24 protein-coding genes are annotated in these 25131 nt (G+C 48.6%); 6 read left to right on the forward strand and 18 right to left on the reverse strand.

Annotation, left to right across the window (positions count from 1 at the left end; all coding sequences use genetic code 11):
• Positions 1-257: 257 nt before the first annotated feature.
• The 4 genes from yunB to HP570_RS18340 all read right to left on the reverse strand — a co-directional run bounded on the left by yunB (position 258) and on the right by HP570_RS18340 (position 5456).
• A complete protein-coding gene (gene yunB, locus HP570_RS18325) occupies positions 258-983 on the reverse strand; it encodes a sporulation protein YunB (protein WP_064201352.1) in 726 nt (241 codons plus the stop codon).
• 67 nt (positions 984-1050) lie between these two features.
• Complete coding sequence (locus HP570_RS18330) at positions 1051-2202, reverse strand: MFS transporter (protein ID WP_173626670.1); 1152 nt, start codon at positions 2200-2202, stop codon at positions 1051-1053.
• A gap of 275 nt (positions 2203-2477) precedes the next feature.
• Positions 2478-4385: a copper amine oxidase N-terminal domain-containing protein gene (locus HP570_RS18335; protein ID WP_173626671.1), complete on the reverse strand. Its 1908-nt coding sequence runs from the start codon at positions 4383-4385 to the stop codon at positions 2478-2480.
• Between the two features lie 36 nt (positions 4386-4421).
• On the reverse strand, positions 4422-5456 hold the full coding sequence (locus tag HP570_RS18340) for a S1C family serine protease (protein WP_173626672.1): 1035 nt from the start codon (positions 5454-5456) through the stop codon (positions 4422-4424).
• 362 nt (positions 5457-5818) lie between these two features.
• Here HP570_RS18340 and HP570_RS18345 point away from each other — a divergent pair, with 362 nt between their 5' ends.
• On the forward strand, positions 5819-6298 hold the full coding sequence (locus HP570_RS18345; protein ID WP_015893064.1) for a cysteine dioxygenase: 480 nt from the start codon (positions 5819-5821) through the stop codon (positions 6296-6298).
• A 17-nt stretch (positions 6299-6315) separates the two neighbouring features.
• Here the strand turns inward: HP570_RS18345 and HP570_RS18350 are convergent, their stop codons facing one another.
• Both HP570_RS18350 and HP570_RS18355 read right to left on the reverse strand, forming a co-directional pair.
• Entirely contained in the window at positions 6316-7632 is a 1317-nt protein-coding gene (locus HP570_RS18350; protein WP_173626673.1) for a globin-coupled sensor protein, read from the reverse strand.
• Between the two features lie 124 nt (positions 7633-7756).
• Complete coding sequence (locus HP570_RS18355; protein ID WP_173626674.1) at positions 7757-8548, reverse strand: hypothetical protein; 792 nt, start codon at positions 8546-8548, stop codon at positions 7757-7759.
• Positions 8549-8939: 391 nt separating this feature from the next.
• Between HP570_RS18355 and corA the strand changes: the two genes are divergently transcribed.
• Positions 8940-9875 (forward strand): magnesium/cobalt transporter CorA, encoded by a 936-nt coding sequence (corA, locus tag HP570_RS18360; RefSeq protein ID WP_173626675.1) that lies wholly within the window; start codon positions 8940-8942, stop codon positions 9873-9875.
• On the opposite strand, the gene HP570_RS18365 is transcribed toward corA, so the two are convergent.
• Positions 9876-10970, reverse strand: coding sequence for an HD-GYP domain-containing protein (locus tag HP570_RS18365; RefSeq protein ID WP_173626676.1), 1095 nt, complete (start codon positions 10968-10970; stop codon positions 9876-9878).
• 160 nt (positions 10971-11130) lie between these two features.
• Between HP570_RS18365 and HP570_RS18370 the strand changes: the two genes are divergently transcribed.
• A complete protein-coding gene (locus tag HP570_RS18370) occupies positions 11131-12144 on the forward strand; it encodes a DUF2804 domain-containing protein (protein WP_173626677.1) in 1014 nt (337 codons plus the stop codon).
• 72 nt (positions 12145-12216) lie between these two features.
• On the opposite strand, the gene HP570_RS18375 is transcribed toward HP570_RS18370, so the two are convergent.
• From HP570_RS18375 to HP570_RS18395, 5 genes are all read right to left on the reverse strand, one after another.
• A complete protein-coding gene (locus tag HP570_RS18375; protein WP_007715663.1) occupies positions 12217-12519 on the reverse strand; it encodes a YunC family protein in 303 nt (100 codons plus the stop codon).
• Positions 12520-12619: 100 nt separating this feature from the next.
• Positions 12620-12859 carry a DUF6154 family protein gene (locus HP570_RS18380; protein WP_015893072.1) on the reverse strand — a complete coding sequence of 80 codons (240 nt, stop codon included), beginning with the start codon at positions 12857-12859 and terminating at the stop codon, positions 12620-12622.
• Between the two features lie 47 nt (positions 12860-12906).
• Positions 12907-14361 (reverse strand): bifunctional metallophosphatase/5'-nucleotidase, encoded by a 1455-nt coding sequence (locus HP570_RS18385; protein WP_173626678.1) that lies wholly within the window; start codon positions 14359-14361, stop codon positions 12907-12909.
• Between the two features lie 35 nt (positions 14362-14396).
• Positions 14397-15221 (reverse strand): sulfite exporter TauE/SafE family protein, encoded by an 825-nt coding sequence (locus HP570_RS18390; RefSeq protein WP_173626679.1) that lies wholly within the window; start codon positions 15219-15221, stop codon positions 14397-14399.
• 20 nt (positions 15222-15241) lie between these two features.
• Positions 15242-16099 (reverse strand): DUF72 domain-containing protein, encoded by an 858-nt coding sequence (locus HP570_RS18395; RefSeq protein WP_173626680.1) that lies wholly within the window; start codon positions 16097-16099, stop codon positions 15242-15244.
• 52 nt (positions 16100-16151) lie between these two features.
• Between HP570_RS18395 and HP570_RS18400 the strand changes: the two genes are divergently transcribed.
• Positions 16152-16658, forward strand: a complete 507-nt coding sequence (locus tag HP570_RS18400) for a M67 family metallopeptidase (RefSeq protein WP_142497055.1) — start codon at positions 16152-16154, stop codon at positions 16656-16658.
• Here the strand turns inward: HP570_RS18400 and HP570_RS18405 are convergent.
• Positions 16589-17992, reverse strand: coding sequence for an aspartate kinase (locus tag HP570_RS18405; protein ID WP_173626681.1), 1404 nt, complete (start codon positions 17990-17992; stop codon positions 16589-16591). The genes HP570_RS18400 and HP570_RS18405 overlap by 70 nt on opposite strands.
• 187 nt (positions 17993-18179) lie before the next feature.
• Between HP570_RS18405 and HP570_RS18410 the strand changes: the two genes are divergently transcribed.
• Positions 18180-18932, forward strand: coding sequence for a polysaccharide deacetylase family protein (locus HP570_RS18410; RefSeq protein ID WP_142497053.1), 753 nt, complete (start codon positions 18180-18182; stop codon positions 18930-18932).
• A gap of 60 nt (positions 18933-18992) precedes the next feature.
• On the opposite strand, the gene HP570_RS18415 is transcribed toward HP570_RS18410, so the two are convergent.
• The 3 genes from HP570_RS18415 to HP570_RS18425 form a co-directional block, all read right to left on the reverse strand.
• Entirely contained in the window at positions 18993-20534 is a 1542-nt protein-coding gene (locus tag HP570_RS18415; protein ID WP_173626810.1) for a flotillin lipid rafts scaffold protein FloT, read from the reverse strand.
• The gene (locus tag HP570_RS18420; protein WP_173626682.1) at positions 20534-21073 is read right to left on the reverse strand and encodes an NfeD family membrane protein; all 540 of its coding nucleotides are present in this window, start codon (positions 21071-21073) and stop codon (positions 20534-20536) included. The genes HP570_RS18415 and HP570_RS18420 overlap by 1 nt, the downstream gene beginning before the upstream one ends.
• A gap of 88 nt (positions 21074-21161) precedes the next feature.
• Complete coding sequence (locus HP570_RS18425; RefSeq protein ID WP_173626683.1) at positions 21162-22598, reverse strand: aminotransferase-like domain-containing protein; 1437 nt, start codon at positions 22596-22598, stop codon at positions 21162-21164.
• Between the two features lie 152 nt (positions 22599-22750).
• On the opposite strand from HP570_RS18425, the gene HP570_RS18430 reads away from it, so the two are divergent.
• Complete coding sequence (locus HP570_RS18430; RefSeq protein ID WP_173626684.1) at positions 22751-23692, forward strand: DMT family transporter; 942 nt, start codon at positions 22751-22753, stop codon at positions 23690-23692.
• 52 nt (positions 23693-23744) lie between these two features.
• Here HP570_RS18430 and HP570_RS18435 read toward each other — a convergent pair whose 3' ends face one another.
• Entirely contained in the window at positions 23745-24209 is a 465-nt protein-coding gene (locus HP570_RS18435) for an NUDIX domain-containing protein (protein ID WP_026133939.1), read from the reverse strand.
• A 16-nt stretch (positions 24210-24225) separates the two neighbouring features.
• Positions 24226-24762, reverse strand: coding sequence for a suppressor of fused domain protein (locus tag HP570_RS18440; RefSeq protein WP_173626685.1), 537 nt, complete (start codon positions 24760-24762; stop codon positions 24226-24228).
• Between the last annotated feature and the right edge of the window lie 369 nt (positions 24763-25131).

Genomic DNA, 25131 nt, shown 5'->3' on the forward strand with positions numbered 1-25131 from the left:
TCTCCTTTTAGTACTCCGGCAAAAGGGTGTAAGCTGCATTAACTTGTTCGATTCTATATGCCAGGTACATTTAATAATTTTCCAAATAAAGGTAACGTGTTTTATTTGTTATAATTTGTCATTTTATGCGTAATAGAAAAAGTTTATATATTCTGATTCTTCAAAACATAAAAATTATTCTAGATTAGTGTTGACAATCCATACTGAGTGCACAAAAAAGCGACAGCCATGAGCTGCCGCTTTTTCCTATTCAGCGATTACGGAGTGCTGTTCGGTGTATCACCAGGGATCCGCGGTACATCCGGCTTGCCTTCCGAGTTGTTATACAAATACGTCGGCACATCGCCAATGATCAAGGAATGGGTGATCGGGATTTTCGTCGTGACCGTCTGCTCCTCAGTCGCAAAAGGGATGACGATGCGCAAATCGACCTCCACGAAAATATAAACCGTCGCCAGCACCATGTTGATGCCTGCTTCCTTCAGCTCTGTCTCCAGCTTGGTCTTGACCGAGCCAATGGGCACGAAAGTCACTGGCAAATTCGGCCCCATCGATGCCAAAAAGGAGTTTCCTGTAGCCAAACCAAGCGGGATCGTGCGGTCTACTTTTTCTTGCTCGAACTCTTGGAGCTTGTTCTGGACTCTTGCTGTTGTTTCGCCCACGATTCTTGCATATTCCTTGAAGTTGAACTGATACGCCTGAATCTGCCCCTTGTTGTTCTTCTCGATTTTGACAATCTGATTGAAGTCGACGCCTTGCTGCGAAATCCGCTTGGTTACAGCATCTGTGATCGCTTCTTTAGCCAATTGCTCGGCTTTTTGCGTCGCCAGGATTATGAGAGTGGGCTCCAATCGATTTTGCAAAAACACAAGGGTCTGTATCGTCAAAACAAAAAAGATAACCAACGCGATCAAAAACGCTCTCGTACGTGAAAGCGGGTTTCTCCAACGCCGACGGGGTCGAAATACGGCCAATCCCGACACCTCCCAACTGGTACATCCTATGGTTAGAAGGTCGAAAAAAGACTACGTGTACAAAGAGTCCGATTTTCTATTTTTTGGAAAAATTAAGATACAAGCCAAATCCGATCATCCCTGCGACAAACATCAATTGGGCAAAGACCAGCATCCCAAATAAAGTGAAGGAACCCGCCAAGAATGGAGCCATGAGAAAACCAGCGAAGAACCCGCTTCGACTCAAGAGCCCCTGCACCCCCATCACCTTGCCGCGCAGCTCGTTTTGGGCTTGCTGCAAAAGTGTGCTCTCATAAACCTGTGCTGCCCCGGAAAAAAGACCCGCGAAAACCAAGAGCAGAAGCACAAACACAGCATGGTTTGCCGCGAATGCCCCTACAATCCCCACGGAACAAACAGCATAAGCGACGAGCATCCCATTCACCAGCTTTACCCGCAAACGAGCTGCCACATAGGAGCCAATCAATCCTCCGACACTCATCGCCGTCCACATTAATCCGTGCAGAGTAGCATCGCTACTACGCAATTGATCCGCCAAAAAAGGCAACCCGTAATTATACGCAGACGTACTGAGCGATACGAGAAAAGCTAACAGACTAATTGTCAGAAGCACGGGTGTTTCCCGCAAGTAGCGAAGGGTGACACGAAAGTCGCTCGATGCTTTTGACGCAGCTCGCGCATTGTCCCCCTTCTCCTCCCAACGAAGTTTCGCCAGAATCCATGCAGAGAAAAGAAAGCTGGCGGCATCCAAAACGATCACAATCGCATAGCCATAATGATCTGTCAGCCATCCTCCCAGCATGAAGCCTATGATGCCTACCAATGACTCCAGCCTGACCTTCAAGCCATTGACCTGAACCAGTTGCTCACTCCCAAAAATTTGCGGCATGGATGCCTGAAAGCTAATATGAAACAGCGTATACAGCATGCCATTGAGAAAAGCCGCTGCGATTAATACATACGGCGTCGGATAAAAAGCGATGGCCACAATAGCAAGACCTGCCCCCATGTCGCTTGCGATCATGGTACGCCTTCTGTCCATTCGATCGGCCAATATGCCTGCCAAGGGACTAAACAGCATCCCCCCTAGTTGTCTTGCCACAAAAAAAGCAGTCATCCAATAAGCACTATGTTCAAATGTAAAAACCAACGCGCTACACGCGATCAAATTCATCCGTGATCCCAAGGACGACAACGCATTGACATACAAATACCATTTGTGATTCATCTGCATCCAAACCTCCCGATCATGACAGGTGGTTTGAATCAACGCCCCCCTCTAGTGGGTGCGTACACTGATTATGGCAGTTGACATGCGCATGCCTCCTCTTGAAAGAAAATAAAAGACAGTCTCTTTTTTGCGAAACATTCTGACGGGGGCGCTTCCCCAAATCGTCCTGTACGATATGTACTACCGCACTTTCATGATAGTTGGTCTGTAGTTTTCTGTCGACACGAAAAAACGGCTGCCTTCGTGACAGCCGTTTCTACTTGTTCCATTAGTCATTTCGTGAACTTCAAAGAATCCACTACTTTTTGAATACGCTCTTCCATCGTTTTGGTTCTGGCGAACTCCGACAGCGACCAATACATAGTAAACGTCTTATTTCCTTTTTGAACGAAGTAAAGAGTCTTTTCAAAGCGTGTAACCCCATCCGTTCCCTGAATAAGCAACTTGTGTGCGGGGTTCCCTGCCAGCGTCGTCTCTTTGTTTTCTTTGAACGTATATTTAAGTGTCTTGTTATTCTCAATGGCCTTGATAAAGATATCCTTCACTTCATTCAGATTGCCTTGTCCAACCTGGAAATTAAAATCTCCACCATTAAATTGATAAGACCGTCCTCCATCCAATTCCCGTGTTTCCTGCCAATACTCCGGAAGTTCCAAGGAAAACGTGGCATCCTTGTCTTTGATGATTACCGTCTTATTCTTGTCGATTCGATCATCATCCATAATTTCACCGAGGGACGGATTCATTTTCGCTGTATCAATCGAAAGGGACTGCTTGATCGTCCGCATGAGGTCAGCTACTTCCTCTGATGGCTGGTCCTTCATATACACAATGGAAATCCAATATTTATAATTGCCTTTCACAAAAAACAGGTTTTGTTGTGTAAACCAGGTCTTTCCATCCAAGTAGCTGTTTTCCTGTTCCTTTGCTGCCTCACCAGCAATTGTGGAAGAACCCACCTCTGGGTTGACCTTTATATAATTTTCATTTACTTCTTCCCTGTTCCGCTTCTCATGGTCTTTGACCCAAGCATCGAGTGTAAGGTCTTTTTCCTTTGAGGTAATCTTGATCTGCATCCATTCCCTGCCTTCATCGCTTTCGAAATACATGTCATTGCTGTAATCCGGCGTCCACTCAGCAGGGACTTTTACTTTCAATGCAAAATCATCGTTGGTGTACCAGCGGTAGTTTCCTTCCACCGTAGACAAATCCTTCACTGACTTTTCATCAGTCGGGAAGTTCAAGGTGAAGCTGTCCAGCAAGCTTTTGTACGTGCCATACTTCACTGGATTGCGGAAATCGGCTTCTTTCATGCTAGACAGCGTCACGTAATAAATATTGCTCCCTTTTTGATAGGCTCGCTCTTCATTCATACTGCCATCAGAAGACTTCGTAGTCAGACGCGCATACGGCTGTTTGTCATTCACAATATACTCTTTGGACAGGATGGAATTTTCCGTCATGTCAGTCAAACGAGCAAGGAGTCCATTACCAGACAGATTCTCCGGTTGGTTCGTCGCGATGTAAATATCGAGCAAATAGGACGCTTCCTTGGCATCCTTGAACAGGACGTAATTTCCCTGGAAGCTTTGATTTTCCTGAATCATCCCCGTAGGATATTTCATTGACCAGCGGTAGTAGCTGTCTCCAATCATGGTTTTGCCCACATCACTGTCAAGCGAGCTGTCTTTCTGGGGTGTATCTTCCTGCTTCGTACCCAGGATGCTTACGTCGTTCGTTTTGGCATCGATGGTAATCGTGAGACCCAATCCTTGCGTAATGAGCGTAAGCGGCACCATCGTTTTGCCGTTTTTCGTCTCAGGTGATGCAGTCAAGGTCACTGCCTTGCCATTGATCCACACTTCCTTCCTGCCGGCCTTAAGCTTCACACTCTTTGTTTTGTAAATGAGCTCAATCAACTGCGTCTCATTGTCATATTGCAGCGTAACTCCAAATGCAGAGGTCAACAAACTGAGTGGGACCATCGTCGTTCCTTGTGAGAAGTATGGCTCCTCTACTGGGGTATCCACACCATTCACCTTCGCACTGCTCGTGTTTACTTTAAGTTTGACCACTACGTTTTGCTCAGGTGGTGTGTTGGCCCATGCTACCTGAGTCCCTGCCAACGAGACAGTCAACGCTGTTATTGCACATATCATTTTCCAGTCTTTCTTGACCATTGCCTACTCCCCATTTCTTCATTTTTCCACATTTCTCTATGGTTGCTTGGTAAATTGCACTTTACGTTTAACCATATCGCCACCAGACTGCACCATGAGCTCTACGGTTTGTCCTGGCAAGTATTTTTTTAGCAGCTCATTGAATTCAACCAATGTACTGAACGGAGCTTGGTTGATGGAATAAATGACGTCCCCGACTTGAAAGCCTGCCTTTGCCGCCGGTGAGCCCGGCTCAATACGTGTAATGCGCAACGGCTCTTTCGTCGGAAGTCCGACCACAGCTGCCCAGCTCTCCTCCAATTCTGCACCCCAGTAAGGACGATTTACTTTGCCATATGTAAAAAAGTGGTTCATGACGTATTGCGCTGTATCTGCGGGGATCGCAAAGCTGAGATTATCGATTCCTACTGAAGCGAATTTCATCGAATTAATCCCGACGACCTCGCCCTTTACGTTGACGAGTGGTCCCCCACTATTGCCCGGATTGATGGAAGCATCTGTCTGAATCAAGCGATATGTCGAGCTGACCGACCGATTTGCCCCGCTGATAATACCCAGCGTGGCTGAATTGCGTAACGAAACAGAGATCGGTGTCCCAATCGCGATCACTGGCTCTCCTACACGGATCGCGTAATTGGATGCGAATTTTGCCGGCTGCAAGCCCGTTGCCTGAATCTTCACCAGAGCCAAGTCGCTCTCTTCATCCATATTCGTAACGGTTCCACCGTATTGCTTGCCGTCTACCGTAATGACTGTGAGATTGCGCATATCCTTTACGACATGGGCGTTCGTCAATATCCAGCCGTCCGCTTTTACAATGACACCCGTCCCATGAGCGAGATTAAAACGGTTATCTCTACCGCTCTCATTCCCCTCCGGTTTCCCAACTATCGCTACTACGCTCGCAGAAACACGCGCTACTACCCCCGGAATATCCGCTTCCACGATGGATGCGTACGAAGTCTTTGATACAACTGGGACGTTTCCTTGAGCATTTGCCCCTTGTGATGCTCCAACTGTGAACATGATCATGAGCATGCCTTTAGCTAGTAGCCCTTTCTTCCTCTCCATTTACAAATCCCCCAATGAAATCCAAGTCCATACAAAAAGAAAAGAGGCGCTCTTTATTCTAAAGCGTCCCCTGATCAAACAAACGACTCTTCATTTACAATGTGATAATAATAAATAATTCCCTGTGTCGAAACAAGCCAACCTTTTCGACAAACATCGACATAGGTTGTGAGTCAGCTAATTGTCAATAGCACAAAAAAGACGCTTTTTCTCTAAAAGCGCCTTAAACTCAAGTAGTCCTGTTGATTTACAATGCAATAATATTGGTAAAGAAATTCCTTTTGAACAAGCTCAGCCTATCACTACTCTTGAATTTTAATCATATGGTGTAGGTAGTATGACTTTCGTTTGGGAGGTTATTTATGAATCTGGAACGTCTGGAACAAGCATTTGGCTCCCTCGTTTCGCCTACTCCTGCCCAGCTTAGACACGCTCTCGTATCCCTGTCTCCTTGCATGGAACAACTCGGTCCATACATCCCGGAGCCGCTAAACCTCCCTTATGGGCGCAAAGTATTATTCTCCACGCCACATGTAGAAGTGGTCTTGATCCATCTGCCAACAGAACAAGAATCCATTCCGCATAATCACGGTGATTCTTTTGGATGGGAATTGGTAGTCTCAGGTACGTTAACGAATATGATTTATGTCCAAACGAATAATGAAAATGAAGTTCTACGAGCACAAACAACTCATGTCAGCACGGGTGAATACTATTTTGTTGAGCCTGGGGAGATTCATGCCATTCGCAACAACGGACAAAGTCCGGTTGTTTCCATAAACGTTTACAGTCCTCCATTGCGTAATTGTCGCCAATATTGCCCCTTTGAACCGACAACGTAATCCTGATCTTTGTTTTTCTACAGGTTTTCTGTTATTTCCGATAGCTCATCCGCAGAGCTGGCAACCTGTGCCACTGCTTGGTTCATATCTTCCATGACTTTGAAGAAGTTTTCCAGCTCCCGCTGAATTCGTGAGCTCTGTTCTTTACTGTCTGAGACAGCGCTCATGATTCCTTCAAAAAAGGCATTCGTCTCGTTTGCTACCGCAGTGCTCGATTGGACCAGCGCTTGAATTTCTACCACGACAGACGAGAGAACCACTGTCTGTTGGTTCGTCTTTTCGATCAGCTCACGCACACCAAATACTGACTTTTTCGTCTGTTCTGCCAACTTGCGTACCTCATCGGCTACGACAGCAAATCCGCGTCCCTGTTCGCCAGCCCGTGCTGCTTCAATGGCAGCATTTAAAGCCAAGAGATTCGTCTGCTCAGCAATCGCCGTCACGACCTCGACAATCCCTTGGATTTTTTCGGCGTTTTTCTCCATCGCGTTCATTTCTTCCGAGATTTGCTTGACGCTGCTCTGAATCAAGCACATTTGTTCCTGTTGTTTTTCCAGCTTTTCTTTGCCTTCACGGGACAGATCTTGTGCTTTCGTGGAAAAGCCCGTGCCATTTTCAGCAAAACGAAGCACTTCTCTCGACTGTTCTGTCAGTTGCACCACAGACGCGCTGTTTTCTTCTGATACCGCTGCCAGCTCATGTGCGGAATTGGTCAGGAGGATTCGCAGCTCGTCCTTTTTGTCTTGATCCGCTCGCCGTGCCTTTTCATGCTCGTTTTCATATTCCTCCAGCACAATTTGCTGTTCGATGCTGAGAATCTTCGTGACGGCCGTGATGGCTTGTACGAACTCGTCCTTGTCCGCGATGTTTTTTTGCAAGAGATCAATCAAGGAGACTAGCATGTTTTGGAATGCACTCAAGTACCATTTTGGTTCCAAGCCAATTCGCATATGAATAACCGCGATTCTACTGCGCTGTTCAATGTAGGCGCTGTCGATGCGTCCGCTAAACATTTCGCAGATATGGCGCTTCAACGTTAGTTTCAACCGTTCAATCGTGCTGTTTTGGTCTACAATTTTCATTAAAAGCGGTTCATTTTCAATACTGGCATAAAAGTAATCAATAATAGCCTCAATATTTTGAATGATAAGTGGTTGAAGTGCTTTCACAATGCTCAGTTCTTCTTCGGTCAGGTTGATCATTGCTAGTTGCTTCGCGAGTGTATTTTTCCCTACAATCTGCACTTCCCCCTTTTCCTTCACCCCCTGAAAAAAAGATTCACTTTTTCCTTTCCCTTTTAATCCAAAAAAGGTGGAAAACGGACATGTGCTCATAGCCTGAACTCCTTTTATCTGAGTACATATATCTCTGGAATATCCTTTCAATTATATACCTCTTTACAAACGGGTGTAAACCGCCCACCTTGACAATGGACGGTTGAATGCGCATTGCTAACGCCTACATTTCTGCTTTCCTCACGAATGCTCGTTGCAGCTTCCAGCTTGTCTTGTCCCATTTCCAGTACGACTCCACATATGCGATCGTATCGGCGTTGGCAACACCGCTGACTCTCTGCTCCCCTTGTAATTCACAGATGCCATCGCGGTTCTCATCGATGGGCTTGAGTACGCTGAAGGTGTTAGGCAATACCTCTACTGGAGAAACCAGCTTCCCGTTCTTGTAGACACCATTTTCTTCATAGATTTTTTTGCGGTCAGACAAATCGAGAACGACAGTCTCCCCCGTCTCCTTGATCGTCAACTTCACTTTGTAATGATCCTGATAGGAGCCCGAAATCGTCAAGGGTTGCGGAACAGGCAGAATCACCGGCTTATTGTTCTTGTCTGCGAACAAATAAAACTCAGACGTCCCTGCACTGCCCCCAGTCGGCGCCTGAAGCAAAATTTGTTGCACACCCCCTCCAGTAAAATCACAAAAGAACATCTCCGGCTGATAGGCGCCATACGGTGTTGTAAAAAAGGTTGTTTTTTTCGCAACGGGGTCTTGAACCATGATTTTTAAGTGTTCGAAGTAAGGACTGTCTGCTGCAAATCTCTTTCCTAGCAGCGTTATCAGATCTGGCTTACCATCGCCTGTCACATCCTGCCGTTTAATCTGGATTTCCTCAAACACAGTCGGAGGAGGCTGTACGTCTCTCGCCTCCAAGGCAAGAGCAGCTTGTGACCACCCAGCTCCTGTTAACATCCATACGATACAACCAATCATACCTGCCTTCTTGCTTGTCCACATGTCGATACATCCACCTTTTCATCTGCTCAGCTTATTTGTAGTATGCAAAAAATGGCTTTGGTCATACCGTCCTACACGGTAAAATAAGAGAGAGGGAATGTAGAAAGTGAGGAACACTATGGCAATAAAACGTGCGGAGGTTCGCATGAGTACGAATCAAAAGGAATTACCAGCACTAGCCGCAGCGGGAAAGCGGACGAGTTGACGTTCATACATATAGGATGAAGGCTTTCATCGAGGAGGCGAACTTGCATGACGACTCCCAAGCAAGAGCGCATATCAAAGGCTCCGCCCAGCCGCCGGGCACTTCGCTCTGCTTATGAACTGATTCTCACACAAATCTGGCCCCGTCTACCCGCCGCAACCGAATCCACTTGCAGGAGAATCGAACATGAAGATCAGACTCGTACAAAACGGAATCATCACTGAGATAGAAGACATCGAAGAGGCTGCTACTCCACCTGTGAACGGGTTTTACTGGATTCATGCCACGCCATTCGATTTGGATATTTTACAGCCGCTGTTCGGACTGCATCATCTGGCTGTGGAGGACTGTATCGACGAGGAAGAACAGCGGCCCAAGCTGCAAAACTACGAGGATCATTACTTTATGGTCATCAATGGCATTACCTTCCACAATCATGATATCTTCTTGCGTGAAATCAATATTTTTCTGGGTAGCAGCACCATCATCACCGTAACGAAGCAGGAGGCCCCTGAATTCACTACCATGCTTTCGATCATCCGGGAAAAGGAAGTCAATTGCCCCGATGCATTTCTCTACTACCTGGTCGATCAAATTGTCGATCTTTATTTTGATGTGACCGAGAAAATTGAAGACCTGCTTGAAGATCTGGAAGAACAAATTTTGATGCACACGAAAAAATCCCATCTGGATCAAATCATCGGGCTGCGCAGTGAAATCCTGTACGCCCGTAAAATGCTCGTTCCCCAGCGGGATTTGATTGACGCCCTACATAAAAAAGAACTCCCGCTCATTCAACCTTATCTGCGGAAGTACTTTGGCGATATTGTAGACGATGCCAGCAAAATTGTAGAGAGCTTTGAAGCCTTTCGCGAGCTCATCGGGAACTTGCGCGAAGCGTATCAAGCGGCGCTTGCTGGCAGAGCCAACGATATTATGCGTGTTTTTACCGCCTTGACAACGATTTTTATGCCGTTGACGATTGTGACCGGTATATACGGGATGAACTTTGATGTGATGCCTGAGCTGCGTTCACCCTACGGCTACTACATCGTACTGGGATGTATGGCGGTAATCGGCACGACGATGTTTATCATTTTTAAAAAGAAAGACTGGCTCTGATTATACCAAATCGCCACAGGCGATGATCATGACCGTCAGCATTTTGGACAAGTCACACTCATAGGGATGCTCGATATCCCGACCGTCCTCATCCACCAGAACTCTGACGATCGGACGGCTCGGCATTCCTTTGTTCGAATCGACAACGACACCAGACAGACCATTGTTCAGGGTGACGGTCAGACCAACAGGGTAGAGTGCAATCGTATTTCGCAAAGCCTCTACATAGAATTGGTCAAACAATTTGCCTGAACCGGAGTAGAGCACCTCCATCGCTTCGTGAGGAAGCATTCCGCGACGGTATACCCGATGCGATGTCAGGGCATCGAATACATCAGCCACAGCCATCAAGCGACCAAACGGATGAATCTCTTCTTTTTTCAGGTGCCGTGGATAACCTGTGCCATCCCAGCGCTCGTGATGCTGAAAAGCACAATGGGCTGCAAGCAACGGGATGTCGTCTTGACGACGTAGCATTTCAAAGCCGATCTCCGTGTGTCTTTTCATAATTTCAAATTCTTCTTGCGTCAGGCGGCCCGGCTTTTTCAAAATGTTGTCTGGGATATGCACTTTTCCGATGTCGTGGAGCATACCGCCAATACTAATCTCCAACACATCTTTTTCCGAACAGCCGGTATTGATGGCAAGAGCTGTGCTATACAAGGCAACGTTAAATGAGTGCGTGAATATGTAATTGTCGAAGGCGCAAGCATCTGCCAATAAATTTATGGCTGAATCACTGTTGTTCAATTCATCCGCAACGATTTGCATGACATCACGCAGCTTACGTCCCAAACCCTTGTCCGAAAAAAGCTGCTGCCATTTGTCCGGGACTTGATGAACAGTTCGGAATGTATCGTGAATCATGGACATTGCTTGTCTGCGAGTATTTTCGGAAATGACTGTCTCCACGATGATATCATCGGTGCGCTTGTCTTGGATGTAGAGACTGTTCACGTTTTTGGTTTTGAGTCGATCTATCATTCGTTGGGTTAGTTCTACTCCGGCCCCAACGAGAATCGTTCCATTCTCTGTATAGATGGAACGAGCCAGTTTATCACCCGGCTGGCATTTTTGAATGGATTTCAGTCGCATTTCCTTTCCTTCGCCTTTCCTCAGGGTATCCCTATTATAGCGTGATTCGACTTGATTCTACATGAAATTTTTTCTAGATTTCCATTTCATGTCTATCGAGGAAAGACGCTTGGGACGAGTTTGTCTGAAAGAATCCTTGTTTGTCAAGGGAGATGATCATATGCCGCTTATCGAAAAAGAATTAACGCAGCCTCTTTCATTATGTGACCAGGATGGCCGCTTGCTTCCCGAAGCGGTTGGCTGGTCCCGTTATCCGTTGCATGACTGCCAATTTAGCGGGCATTGGCTTCGCCGGAAAAAATGGAATTTTTGGTTTATCACCGCGCCTGAATGTGCGATGTCGATTGCGATGGTCAATCTGGATTACGCTGGCATTGTCTTTGTCCATTTTATTGATCTAACGACAGGGGAGACCGCGGACAGTGCCGTTACGGTTCCTTTTGGTGTAGGGATTCGGCTTGGTGCCACTGTAGATGATCCTTGCCATTTTGCGAGTCGCAAGCTCTCCGTCTCCTTTCACACAGAAGCCAGCGGAACGAGCGTACAAGCGACTGCCATTTGTCCCGGTGATAAGCCTCTCTCGCTCGACATCGTGATTGATCCGCCAGGCGAGTCCTTAAATGTCGTGATTCCGTGGAGTGCGGAGCGCTTTCAGTTCACATCGAAGCAAACGGCCCGGCCTGTGCACGGCACCATTGCCTATAACGGGAAAACCTATTTGCTCGATCGACAGAATGCTTTTGCCAGTTTGGATTTTGGACGTGGCGTTTGGCCGTATCACACTCGCTGGAACTGGACGACCTGCTCTTTTTGTCACGCGGAAGGTGTCGCAGGCTTTAACTTTGGCAAAGGCTGGACGGACGGAACAGGTATGACGGAAAATGGCTTGATGATGGACGGTGTCCTCTACAAGCTGAGTGAACAAATGCGTTTTTCCTACGATCCTGACAACCGGATGCTCCCTTGGACGCTTACGAGCGAAGAATCGTCTGCCGTACGCCTTACCTTTACACCACTCTTTGCTCGAACCGAGCACAAAAATTTTGCGTTGGTGCGGACCACTCTGCATCAAGTAATCGGCCGATATGACGGGACACTCTCAACACCTGATGGAAAAACGGTTGTGGTGCAAAACAAGATCGGGATCTGTGAAGAACAAAATGCCCGTTGGTAAAATAGGAGCGAGAAAACTAAAAAACCTTTGTCATCAGACAAAGGTTTTTCTATAGGCAAACCATTTGTTGTTTTACAACATTTTCACGACAGCATCCCGCCCAATCATCCCAGCAGTAATCCCCTTCTCCTCCGCCGTCGTCGTCACGGACTCCAGCGGTGCATCCAGCAATTCCTGTATGGTCTTGACCCCCACCGCACGACCAGCAAGAATTTCTCTCGCTGCTAGCCTTTCGTTTAATAGCCCTACATCCAGCGCCCCACACATGATGTAGCCATGATCGGTCGTTACAGCCAATAGCGTCGTCTTAGGCAAACGAACGGTGACAGCAATAGCCGTCCCCTCTGGAAAGTGGATTGGCACTACCTCGACCATCAAGATTCCTCCCTTTTCTCTCCTGTCTGTTAGCGTTACCATCCTATGACATTTAGCAGAGAAAGGTGAGGTTTCGATGAGGGAGCTCCCTGATCGAATTTTAATGCATGATGCTTGTCGGAAAGTGCTCATCCTCCATCGCGACTTTCCGTTTCATGACTTCAATCATATATGTTGCGAGCATGTGAAATAGCTCTTCTTCGTCCATTTCCTCGACCAAGTCCAACAAATCATCCCGAGACTGCTCAGCGAGAATGCCGACGACAACCGCTGTAATGTCCTCTTCATCGCCATTAAAATGTCCTCTGTACAGCTCGTATACCTCATCAATGAAGCGCATCGCTCGTCTCCTCCCGTTTTTCGATAGCATTCCCGAAAAAACGGTCTCTACGATTGGTTTTTTGACGCGGACGATATCTTTTCCCAACGAGGAAGAAACGCATTTTGCAGCATCTGCTGGTCTTTTATCGTGGTGGCGAGCACTTCACGTAGCATCTCGGGCAAGAAAAACGTAAGCTCTCTGCCGAGCAGCAACTCGGGAAACATGCGATTGTACATAAACATATCGATCGTCCCGACTCGATACAGACGCTCGCGATCAAGCGGTTGCCCGTTGACTTCAATCTGGATAATTTGCGGCTGGTCATCCTCACTGTAGCGGATGTGCAATCCGTCCACGCACATCCAGCCTTCTATTTTGCCGCGAAAACCGTACCCGCGCAGCTCCCGCTGAATCATTTCCGGTTGAATGGCTTGCTCCAGAACAGTTGTGAGCTGTGCGCCTGTAATCGTGACCGCACAGGGATTAATCGGGTGTGGCATACTGTGCAGCAAATCGGCAAAAGACAAGCTGCCCCGAGCCAAATCTGCAAGCAACAGCCCGCCATTTGCCATGCCGATCTCAGCGCCCGTCCATTTGCGAATGCTCGCTGCGATGAAGGAACCGTAGGGGGTCTCCTCCGTCCAGCCTATATGCAGGTCTTGCTCCAGTTGCGCAATCGGCTGAAACAAACGATTTTCTGCCCATACTTTTTCACTCTCAATGAACTGGCTCAATGATTCGTCTACCTGATACTGTTCTGTGTGAAAAAGCTCGGCGCGCACGTCTTTGATGCCATTTTGTGTCCTGTCCCAGACGAGCTCTACATGACCGACATACTCGCCAAATCGCCCAGCTTGTGTGATCAAGGTGCCTCCTATGCGTTCTCCATGAGGCAGCGCCCGGTGAGAGTGTCCACCCAAAATGATATCCAGTCCATCGACTTCACTAGCTAGCACACAATCTGTTTGATAGCCGAGATGCGAAAGCAAAATAACAACATCCACTGCCGAGCGCAGCGCCGCAATCTGCTCACGCAAAATCGGGATCGGTTCCTTGATCTCCCAGCCCATACTTTGATAAGAGGGTCCAAAGGGAATCGTCATTCCCAAGATCGCCAGCCGCAGCTCGCCTACGGTATGAATAGCGTATGGTACAGCCCAAGACGGGACAGAATTGGTTGTCGGTTCAAACAGATTGCCTGTAATGATCGTGAAGCGTGCATCTGTGTACAGTTCATTCAGCTTGTCTTTTGGGAGTGTGATGCCTTCGTTGTTTCCGATCGTCGCGTATTGAATCTCGCTTCGGTTCATGATCTGGACGTTTGTTTTCCCAAAGCTCGCTTCCGATCGGATATCCATTCGATCCATATGGTCTCCAATATCGACCGTCAGCACATGCTCCCCCCTGCCCTCCCACTCTTCTCGGTGTATGCTCAGGCAGGTTGCTATTCGCGGCATCGTATCAAAATGGCTGTGCAAGTCATTCGTGTGCAAAATATGTAAGGTACAGGTGTCAGCCACGGCTTTCCCCTCCCTCTCGTCTCATTATCCAAAAATCATCCAAAAATCGCTTCTCCGATCATTTGTATGGCAATTCCCAATATCAGAACACGCAAAAACAGCACGATGGTACGACCCTTCATTTTACTGGCAATAATCGCTCCGAGCTTTCCGCCCGCCCATGCTCCTGGTGCGAGCATCGCTGCATACAGCCAGTTTACGTTGTCGTGGAAGATATTCGTGATTGATCCAACCACCGCTGATAAAAAGATGACCAGCATAGACGTAGCCGTAGCAATGTGTGGCGGGAAGCGAAACAAAATCATCATGGCTGGAACCATCAGGATGCCGCCACCCACGCCAAATAGCGAAGAGGTAATCCCGACAAAGAAGGCAATCGTAATCACGGACCATTTGCTATACCCGTACACGTATTCATTTCCTTCGTTGTCAACGAAGTGGCGTTGGACTTCCCACTTAATGCTGCGTGGCTTGATTTTGTCTTTGACCATCAATACGACAAACATGCAGAGCTGAAACAAGCCAAACAGCAGCGAAAAGCCCTCCACTGCTAGTAATGTATTAAGATACACGCCCACAATAGCACCTGGGGCACTCCCAATAAAGAAGAGCAGAGCACTCTGCTTATCTACTTTTTTTTGCTTGAGATAAGAAAGAGAAGAAGAAAGGGCGGTTACCGCAATCACGATTAGCGAAGTCGCCGCTGCTACTTGCGGGTTCATCGATCCGGGCATGTACCAGTTCGCAAAATAAAGCAGAGCAGGTACGAAAAAAATCCCACCACCCAGACCCGCGATACTGCCAATGACACCAGCCACGACTCCAATGATGACAAACAAGATGGCAATTACTGCAAGCATGAAACTCCCCTTCTTTCTAGCTACGTGGAGAACAGGTCCATCTGACGAGGATTCAGACCAGAAGGTGCAAGGCCAAGCATCTCCGAAAACTGCTTCGCATTCGCCGCTGCATCTCCTCCAGAGTTATTGTTGAACAAAATGCAGACTTCATCCGCCTCCTGTTCGAGCAGTCTGATGTGTTCAACCCACTCTGCAAGCTCTGTCTCACTGTATCGATATAAATAACGGACATCTCGCCAATTTTGTCCCTCTCCGGGATCTCGCCAGCCCGCTCTGTTGCGCCCATGAAAGCGAACCAACGCCAAGGATGGCTTCGTCACGGCAGGAACAATCGGAACTGAGCCTTTTCCGACTTGCGGTTCATCACATACGACATGTGTCGCTTCGATCTTGCGCAAGAAATCAAGCGTTCGCTCCGAATAACGTGATTCAAACCAGCTTTGATGGCGAAACTCCACCGCAAACGGATACGCCTGCATGGCTTGGCGGCAAGCAGCCACATACTGGACATGCTCCCGGGTACAATCAAACCACGGCGGAAACTGAAACAACAATGCTTTGAGCTTGCCAGCCTCTACAACGGGCTGAATGCTCTCCTCAAACTGACGAAACAATTCCCGTCTGCTTCCCGAAGCGTCCCCTCGTTGATGTCCCGTCATCCCTTGATGAGGCTTGACAATAAAGCCAAATCGTTCAGGTGTATCCTTCACCCACGATTCGTAATTTCGCTGTGGTAAAATAGCGTAAAAAGAACTATCCACCTCTACAATTGGAAAGTGGCTGGCATATACAGACAGCTTGTCTCTATTGCGCACACCTTGTACGTACAATTCGTGCTGATCTCCCCAGCCGCAAACTCCCACTTGTATCGTAGTCATCGAATGCTAACCTCCAAATCATAGCCGAATAGAGAAGAAGGACGAAAGCCGAATGAAAAATCCCGCTTGGTTGGGTGACCCCTTTGCGATTAAGAATAACAAAATATTCCTGACGAAAAAAGTAGCGAAACGCCTCCTGGCCGAAGCACAAGAGGCGTTTCCTTATGAGTATTCTGCTTTGCTCGCAGGTCATGGAGCAACGATTACTGCCTATGTACCGATGCCAAGCTCACCTGACAAGCATGTGTTCGCTTGGGATGGGACAACGTTTCTTCAAGCCTTGCAGCACATCCGCAAGAACAATCTTCAATGGTTAGGTGTCTTGCATACACACCCCCATACACCGCCAATCCCTTCTGCACGCGACATAGCTGGCTGGCATTATCCTACGCTTAGCTATTGGATCGTGGGACTCGCATCCGCCCAGCCAGCATGGCGTGTTTATCAATGGGTACAGGATGGAAATAGCGGGTCATTTGAAGCACGTGACTACACACTGATAGAAGCGGCTTGTGACGATGAGGAAACCACTGGTTCTTCTCCCCCAAAAAACTCTTGATACAAAGCAATCACAGCACGGTCTGCCTCTTCGGCCTTCACCCCAAACATCATGCTTACTTCCGATGACCCCTGATTGATCATTTCCAAATTGATTTTCGCAGAAGCCAACGCCGTTGTGGCTCTCGCCGTTGTCCCCACAGATTGACGCATGCCCTCCCCGACAATCATGACGAGCGCAAGACTATGCTGAACAGCGACATCATCAGCGAACAGCTCCCGGCGGATGCGCTCTACAATCCGCTGTTCCTTCTCTTCCGTGAGATCGCGCTCGCGCAGAATGACGGAAATGTTATCAATCCCAGATGGGGTATGCTCATACGAAAGCTCTTCCTCCTCCAAAATTTGCAGCAGCTTGCGACCAAAGCCAATTTCGCGGTTCATCAAATACTTACTGACGTAAATGCTGCAAAAGCCGCCGTCACTTGCAATCCCCGACACTCCGTTTGTAGCAGCTCCTCGCTCGGCCACAATCATCGTACCAGGTGCAGACGGATTGTTCGTATTCTTGATGCATACGGGTATATCTGCTTGATACGCGGGAATCAACGCTTCCTCGTGGAATACACTAAAACCGGAATAGGACAGCTCCCTCATCTCTCGGTACGTAATCTCTGTCACTTTTTTCGGATTGGCAATGAGGTTTGGATTGACCACATAAACAGAGTCCACATCGGTAAAATTCTCGTAGACTTCTGCCTCAACTGCCGCAGCCAAAATCGAGCCCGTAATATCCGAGCCACCTCTTGAAAAAGTAACCAGATCACCTGCGCGCGAATAACCGAAGAAACCAGGGAAAATGACGATTCCCTCCCGCTCTCGCAATGTCGCCAATTTGGCATACGCTTCAGGGAGAATATGCGCATTGCTCGCTTCATCCGTAACCAGCATTCCTGCATCCTTTGGATTGATGTAGGTCGCCACCTCACCCAAGCTCTGCAAATAACGAGCAACAACCTTGGCGCATGTATCCTCTCCGGCAGCTTTGACTGCATCCATGAATCTTTCCGCGGACAAGCCCGCCTTGTTTGCGAGAACCTCCTCGAGCTCCGCTTCGATCGCTTGACCGATCTCGGCAGAAAGCCCGAGATCTGCTACGATCTCCCGATAGCGCAAGAAAATGGCTTGTTTCGCTTCCTCTGTCGGTTCCCCAGCCAAAGATCGCTCCGCATAGGCAATTAACAAATCAGTAACCTTCGTGTCTTCCTTGTTCCGTTTCCCAGGTGCCGATACAACAATCAATCGTCTATCCCGATCCGCCATAACAATTTGGCATACTTTTTTTATTTGCTCAGCATTCGCCAGAGAAGTTCCCCCGAATTTTGCCACCTTCATGATTGATTCCTCCACCCAACTCTCACGTCTTATGTTCTTACTAGCTTAATTTATCCACACAAAAAGAACAAGTGTCTTTTCCACAAAGACACACAGGAATATTCATCAAGATTTGTCGCATAGTAACGATGAGTACCTCATCACGTACAGCCACCTAGCACGAAAGTCTCTGCAACGAGGTGAACGAATGAAAAAGCATATCCTCTTTTTCCCCCTTTTGCTAGCTGTCATTCTGGCTCCTTCCTTCAACGAGACAGCCAATGCCATTCGGGGAAAAAATCGCGAGTATTACGAAACAAGAGGAGATATCGTTTGGGAAGTGCCGACAGAGAGCAAGGTGATTGCCCTTACCTTTGACGATGGCCCGGATGAGGTATACACTCCTCAGATCGCAGCGCTTTTGAAGCAGTATCAAGCGAAATCCACCTTTTTTGTCGTAGGCAATCGTGTGAGCGAGTACCCGGAAATTGTCAAATCTCTCGCGAATGATCAACATGAGATTGCCAATCACACTTACAGTCATCCAGATATTCGAAAGCTGTCCGCGAAGCGACTGTTAGAAGAGGTGCAAAAAACGCAGGAGACGATTTATTCGGCAACAGGGGTTCGTCCCACCCTCTTTCGTCCTCCGGGGGGATATTATGACGAGACCGTCGTCGATACAGCCAAGCAAGCCGGTTTTCTCGTGATCATGTGGTCCTGGCATCAAGATACACGTGATTGGAGCGATCCCGGTGTAAAAAAAATCGTCAACAAGGTTTTGAACAACGCTCGGAATGGAGACATCGTGCTATTTCATGATTACGGAGGCAATCGAAGACAGACCGTACAAGCCCTCGAGCAAATATTGCCTGAACTGAAAAATAGAGGGTATAAATTCGTCACGGTCAGTGAATTGTTGAGAGGATATGGACGTGCGAAGCAGGTAGACTATCCTTAATTTTTTCCAATGAAAAAGTGCCCCTAGCACTAAGGGGCACTTCTTCTCTAATCGATTTGATTATTTCGTTTCGTTCTCCATAATAGAATCCGTCTCTACCTGAACTTTTACGGGTACAGGCTGTTGCTTCGCAGGCACGGTATCATCCTTTTTCATAAAATCTGCGATCATTTTGTTCATATCCAATCCGGATACGTCTTTCAGCATCTCAGGAAGTTGGGCCATCAGCTTCGTAACATTCCCACTCAGACGATTGACGCCATCTCCCTGACCGCCTCCCGCATCCACGATCGTTACTTTGTCGATCGCCTTCATCGGCTCGGCAATTTTCTCAGCCAGCTCAGGGAGCATTTTCGCAATAATATCGAGAACAGCCGCATGACCGAATTTTTCAAATGCTTCAGCCAGCTTCTCTTTCCCTTCTGCTTCGGCTTCGAGCTTGAGTCGCGTGACTTCTGCCTCAGCGCTACCACGGGCTCTTTCAGCCTCGGCAATCGCCAAGCCTTCCAGGCGCTTCTGCTCGGCATTTGCTTTTGCCTCAGCTTCAATGCGGTACTTGATCGCGTCTGCTTCTCTCAGCTTCTTCGCTTTTTCCGCTTCTGCGGCCTGTTCCACTGAGTAGCGGTCAGCGTCCGCCTTTTTCTTCACTTCCGCATCATATTGCTTTTCGCGGCGAAGAATTTCTTTTTCCTCCAGCTCAATTTCCTTCTGCTTGCGGACGAGATCGACCTTCATCTCTTCTTCTGTCACCTGCTGCTTGGCGACAGCTTCTTGCAGCTTGTAGGCTTGGTCCGCACTCGCCTTCGCTTTGTCCTGCTCTTGCTTAAACGCCGCTACCTTCAGCTCTTTTTCCTTTTCAGCTTCCGCAATGTTCGTTTCCTTCAGCAGCTCTGCCTTGCGTGCCTCTTCCTCTGCCTGTGCCTGCTTGATCCGCGCTTCTTTGTCCGCATCTGCCTGTGAGATGGTCGCATCGCGCTTCACTGCAGCGATTTGCGGTATTCCAAGCGCAGCTAAGTAGCCGTTTTTGTCCCGGACATCCTTGATGGTGAAGCTGACAACGGACAGCCCCATTTTTTTCAAATCCTTTGTTGCTACAGCTTGCACCTCTTGTGCAAATCGCTCACGGTTTTTGTAAATTTCCTCCACCGTCATACTGCCGAGGATTGCCCGCAAATAGCCTTCGAGGACCTCCTGTGCTTCTCCGCGCAGCGCCTCGTCACTCTTGCCCATAAATTGCTCGGATGCGGTCGCGATATCTTCAATCGAGCCGCCTACCTTGATGATTGCAACGCCATCTGCCATGACAGGAACGCCCTGCTCGGTGTACACCTCAGGAGTCGATACGTCCAGCTTATGAGACAGAAGACTCAGAAAGTTTGCTTGTTGAAAAATAGGGAGGATAAATGCGCCGCCTCCGCGGACGATCTTCATTTTGCGCCCGGATTCGTCACTGAGTACGTTTTTCGAGCCGAGATAGCTACCCGTCACGATCATGGCTTCATCTGCACCCACTGTTTTGTAACGGGCCCAAAAAGCAATACCCAACACGAGAAAGACTGCGACGACAACACCTACTATGGTCAAAACGCCAGGATCTAACATCATTTCCCATCTCCTTCGCCAGATTCAGTGTAAAAGGGGATCACATACAAGACATGGTCACGGACCTCGACTACGACGACACGGGCTCCTTGCGGGATAACCTGGCCCTCAAGACTCGCTGCCATATGGTACGTGGTTCCACTAATCATCGGCAGCAGTACCTCTCCCAGTCCTTCTGCCGGGATCGTCGTCCCGACTTCGCCCAGCTTCCCTCCTAGTTGACTCATGGAATAGCTCGTGGAATTTTCCGCATGGCTCATCGGCTTTACCCACAGGAAGTAAGAAACAAGAGCTAAAGCGATACCAATGACAGCTGCCAGCATCAACACGACAAACGTACCGAGAGAAGTGTACCGAGATAACAGATACCCCGCTCCGCCAAAGGCAGTCATGCCGCTGACCAACAAAATAGGCTGTGCAAAAGGCAGATGCAGATGTCCCAGCCAATCCGAGAGCGCATCGCCAAACAACAGTGAGATGAGCGTGTAGAGTAGGCCAAGTACAAGGCAGACTATGTAGACGGTTTCAAGTACGCCCACGACTGTCCCCCCCTTTCTAAAATTGCCTCTATAGTGCATACGAGTGAGGTGGAAAATAGTTTCATAAATAAGGAATTAATCCCTTTTCTTATCGCTTTTTCTGCTGAAGAACTCTTTGGATGCGTCGAACTCCTTCCTCGATGTTCGCCGGGCACTCCCACGAATAGGTCAGGCGCAGCCACCCCGCTTCCGCTCCATAGACGCTGCCGGGTGTAAAAACAACGCCCTCTCTGATCGCATCATCCAGCAATTCTTTTTCGTCCCTGGGAGCAAGCAACCGACACCAAATATGATAGCTGCCACCCGGCTCATTCCATACCGCGTAATCGGAGAGATGCTTGTGCATAGCGCGTACCATCGTTTGTTGTTGCTCCAACAAGTAACGAGACATCCGCTCCTGCTGATTGTTCCAGCTCTTTCGCTCAACAAATCGCCGGGCGAATTGCTGGGAGACGCCGCTCGTGCCAAAATCCATTTGCTGCTTGGCATCGGCTAGTCTTTCTACGACAGATCTTGGTCCCACCAGCCAGCCAATTCGCAAGCCTGGCGCAATCGTTTTCGAAAGACTCCCGACGTACAGAACAGCCCCCGTCTTATCGATGGCTTTAATCGGCTTGGGCGGTTTAGGGCTTCCAGCCAGTGTAAGCGCCCCGTAAGCGTCGTCCTCTACGAGTGGCAGGCGCAGCTCCTGACAAATATTGAGCAGCTCGGATCGCCGTGCCTTGCTTAAAATCGTCCCGGTTGGATTATGATAGGTCGGGTTCACGAAAACCATGCGAATGCGATGCTCCCGATGCAATTCGTAGACAGCCTCGGGTACAATTCCGTTCTCATCCATCGGCAAGCGAAATAAACGCAGGCCAGCTGAACTGAATAAGGGCAAGGAATACGAATAAGAGGGTCCCTCCATTGCGATTGCATCTCCAGGATTCAAGAGACATAGTGTAATGAGATGCAATGCCTGCTGCGCCCCTGACGTCACCAAAATTTCGTCGGGGGAAGCGTGAATGCCGTAGTTTTCTTGCAGATGCACAGCCAGTGCCTCACGCAGACGTGGCTCCCCCTTTGGATGCGCGTAGCCCAGCTCAAGCCTGATCTCGTTTTCTTCCCCCGGCGTCGTTGGTATCAAAGACGGGATCATCGTCGTTGCCAATTCTGCCTTTGCCAGATTGATGATCGAGGTATCGAAGCATGCATCCTGAATGCGTTTCGCGAGTGGATAGGCTGGCAAGAATGCCCCGCCATTCGTGTAGGTGTACCAGTTTGGCATTTGTTTGACGCCCCACAGATCACGACTGACCCAAGTCCCGCTCCCTTGCCACGATTGTAAAATACCTTTTGCCCGCAATTCTTCGTACGCTGCCGATACCGTCCCACGATTGACGCCAAAGCGTCGTGCCAACACTCTTTCCGGCGGCAGAGATGTACCTGGGGACAGCACTCCTAGCACAATCTGTCGTTCCAGCTCTTTGGCGATTTGTATATAGATCGGAACTCCCGCATCTTTGTCCGGCTTCCATTCCATCCTGATCCGTCCTCCACACTTCCTGTTTTCATTTTCCTCCCTTTCGACAAATTGGCTTACTGCTCCTGCTGCCAATTGGCTCTACCTTTTATACTCGGTCGCCTCTAAGATGAAACAACACAAACTTTTAATCGACAAAGGATGGAATTCGGATGAGCACACAGCTTCCTATCGAGAAGCAAGTCCTACCAAAAGAGCAGCCAATCACTCCTGACCAGCTGCATACAGAGAAAATGGGCTTGCTATATGGCTTCATCGGGGTGCTTAGCTTCAGCTTGACCTTGCCTGTAACGAAGTTGGTTGTTACCGTACTCTCTCCCCTCTCGGCAGGGCTGGGACGAGCGTTGTTCGCGGCTGTACTGGCTGCTTTGGTGCTCCTACTAAAACGAGTTCCGTTTCCTACCTGGCAAGAGACCAAGAAACTGTTTCTCGTATCCGCCGGAGTAGTAGCAGGCTTCCCGTTTTTCTCGTCGTGGGCGATGGAGAGAGTACCCGCTACGCATGGCGCAGTCATCATCGCACTATTGCCATTGGCCACAGCTGGCGCAGCAATATTTTTTTCAGGAGAACGCCCCACCCGGAAGTATTGGACTTCTAGTGTGATCGCCTGTGTGACGATTATCGCCTACGCGATCAGCTCTGGCTTTGGTGCCCTCCAATGGGCGGATCTCGCCTTGCTCGGGGCGGTCATCAGTGCGGCTATCGGATACGCTGTCGGCGGTGAGCTCTCCAAGACAATGGGTGGCTGGCAGGTCATCAGTTGGTCGTTGATCTTTGCCTTTCCGTTTCTCGTCGTTCCGCTCACAGGTCCTCTGCTCACTGAATTAAAACAAGCGACTTGGCCTGTCTGGCTCGGTTTTGGCTATATTAGCGTTATTAGTATGTTCCTCGGTTTTTTCGCCTGGTATCACGGCCTGGCAATCGGCGGCGTCTCCAAGGTCAGTCAAATTCAATACCTTCAACCCTTTTTATCAATCATCGCAGCCTGGCTCCTCCTGTCAGAGCCATTGACACCCGGCGCTGTTCTCTCCGCTGTCATTGTCGTGTTGGCTGTCGCAAAAGGAAGAAAAGCTTCCGTACAGCAAAAAGCGTAAGAAAAAGAAACACCGCTCCTCTTCACTAGGAAAAGGGCGGTGTCTCTTGTTTTTATTCTGCTCGGCTCAGCATATTTCCCAAGTACATCGGTTGATAAGTGGGATCAGACAAGACTTGCTTGACTTGATCCGGGCGTGTTTTGTGGTCGTTCGGCAGTTGTTTCCACTCGTCTAGCGTGACCCAGCCAGCCCATTCGATCTCTTCATCGACAATACCACCTGGCGTTGGGTTTGTCTCTTCACCGACGAGCTTCGCCAGAACTCCTACTCCGACTGTATGCTTTCCGTTCCCTTCCTGATCGATCCGATCGTCTATCCAGATCAATCGCTCCATCTCCACGAGGAGTCCGGTCTCTTCCATCACTTCTCTTTTCGCCGCGTCTGGAATCGCCTCTAAATATTCTACGATTCCCCCTGGCAGGTTGTAAAAGATGCCTCGTTGTGTCTGCTCACGGATGAGGAGGACTTTCCCTTCGTGTTCAACTACTACGGTGACTCTCAAGCGAATCGCTGACATTTCGCTCGCTCCCTTCTCAGATGGCAGGCGTACGCGTAACATTCAGGGAATCGACACCGGAGTGCGCTAACCATTCCTGTAATGCTATAAGTCCATATTGTTCCAAAAACTTTGCTTCAGAATCCGCGATGGCATGAAGCATCATGAACCTGATTACGTCCTTGCCGTTTGTATAATATTCAAGTCCAGCCTCTTCATAATAGGCAGGGGTCAGTACCATATGATTCAAAACCGATTTTTCCACGATTGTATCCCCAAGCGAAAAGACGCTTCCAGACTCCAAGCGAGTAGATTGACTCTCCCACTGACGAATTACCTGGGCTGCTATTCTTGCCAAATGTGTGATCATTCTCTGCTCAAACTGATAGGAATAGGCGAGGTACTCTGTAGCCCCCATCTCGTGCAGCTCAAGTGTGGCGTACGTCCACCATCCTCGCTTGCGCGTAGCCGGATAGACGGCAACCAGGATATCCGCATCCTCGGATTGATACAGATCGCCTTGACTCCCAAAAAAGCGGTGGCAATGATCCATTAATTGCTTTACCACTATCATATGTGCAACCCCGCTCCAGTAAGTATGAAAACCTTTACAACTACCTATTCATAGAAGAGCAACAGCGCATTTGTAAAAGGTTTGTGCTCGCCCGAAAAAAGCATGCCTGGATACGTAGGCATACTTCGTTGATGGTAGGCAGCGTTATCTTGTATATACGAACATTTTATCATTGTGCGGGGTGAATGTACATGTTTGAACACGCACAAAAAAGCCCCCGGTTATCCCTGGAGTGCACCCCTTTTATTGAGTAACCAACATTCCCCATTTACGTAATAAAACGTGAAGGAGTGAATTCCGCATGACCGACTTCGTATCAATCCTATTGATAACACTCCCCCTGATTAGTTGGGGTTTTATCGTAAATTC

Source organism: Brevibacillus sp. RS1.1 (genome assembly GCF_013284365.1).
Taxonomy (GTDB): Bacteria; Bacillota; Bacilli; order Brevibacillales; family Brevibacillaceae; genus Brevibacillus; species Brevibacillus brevis_D.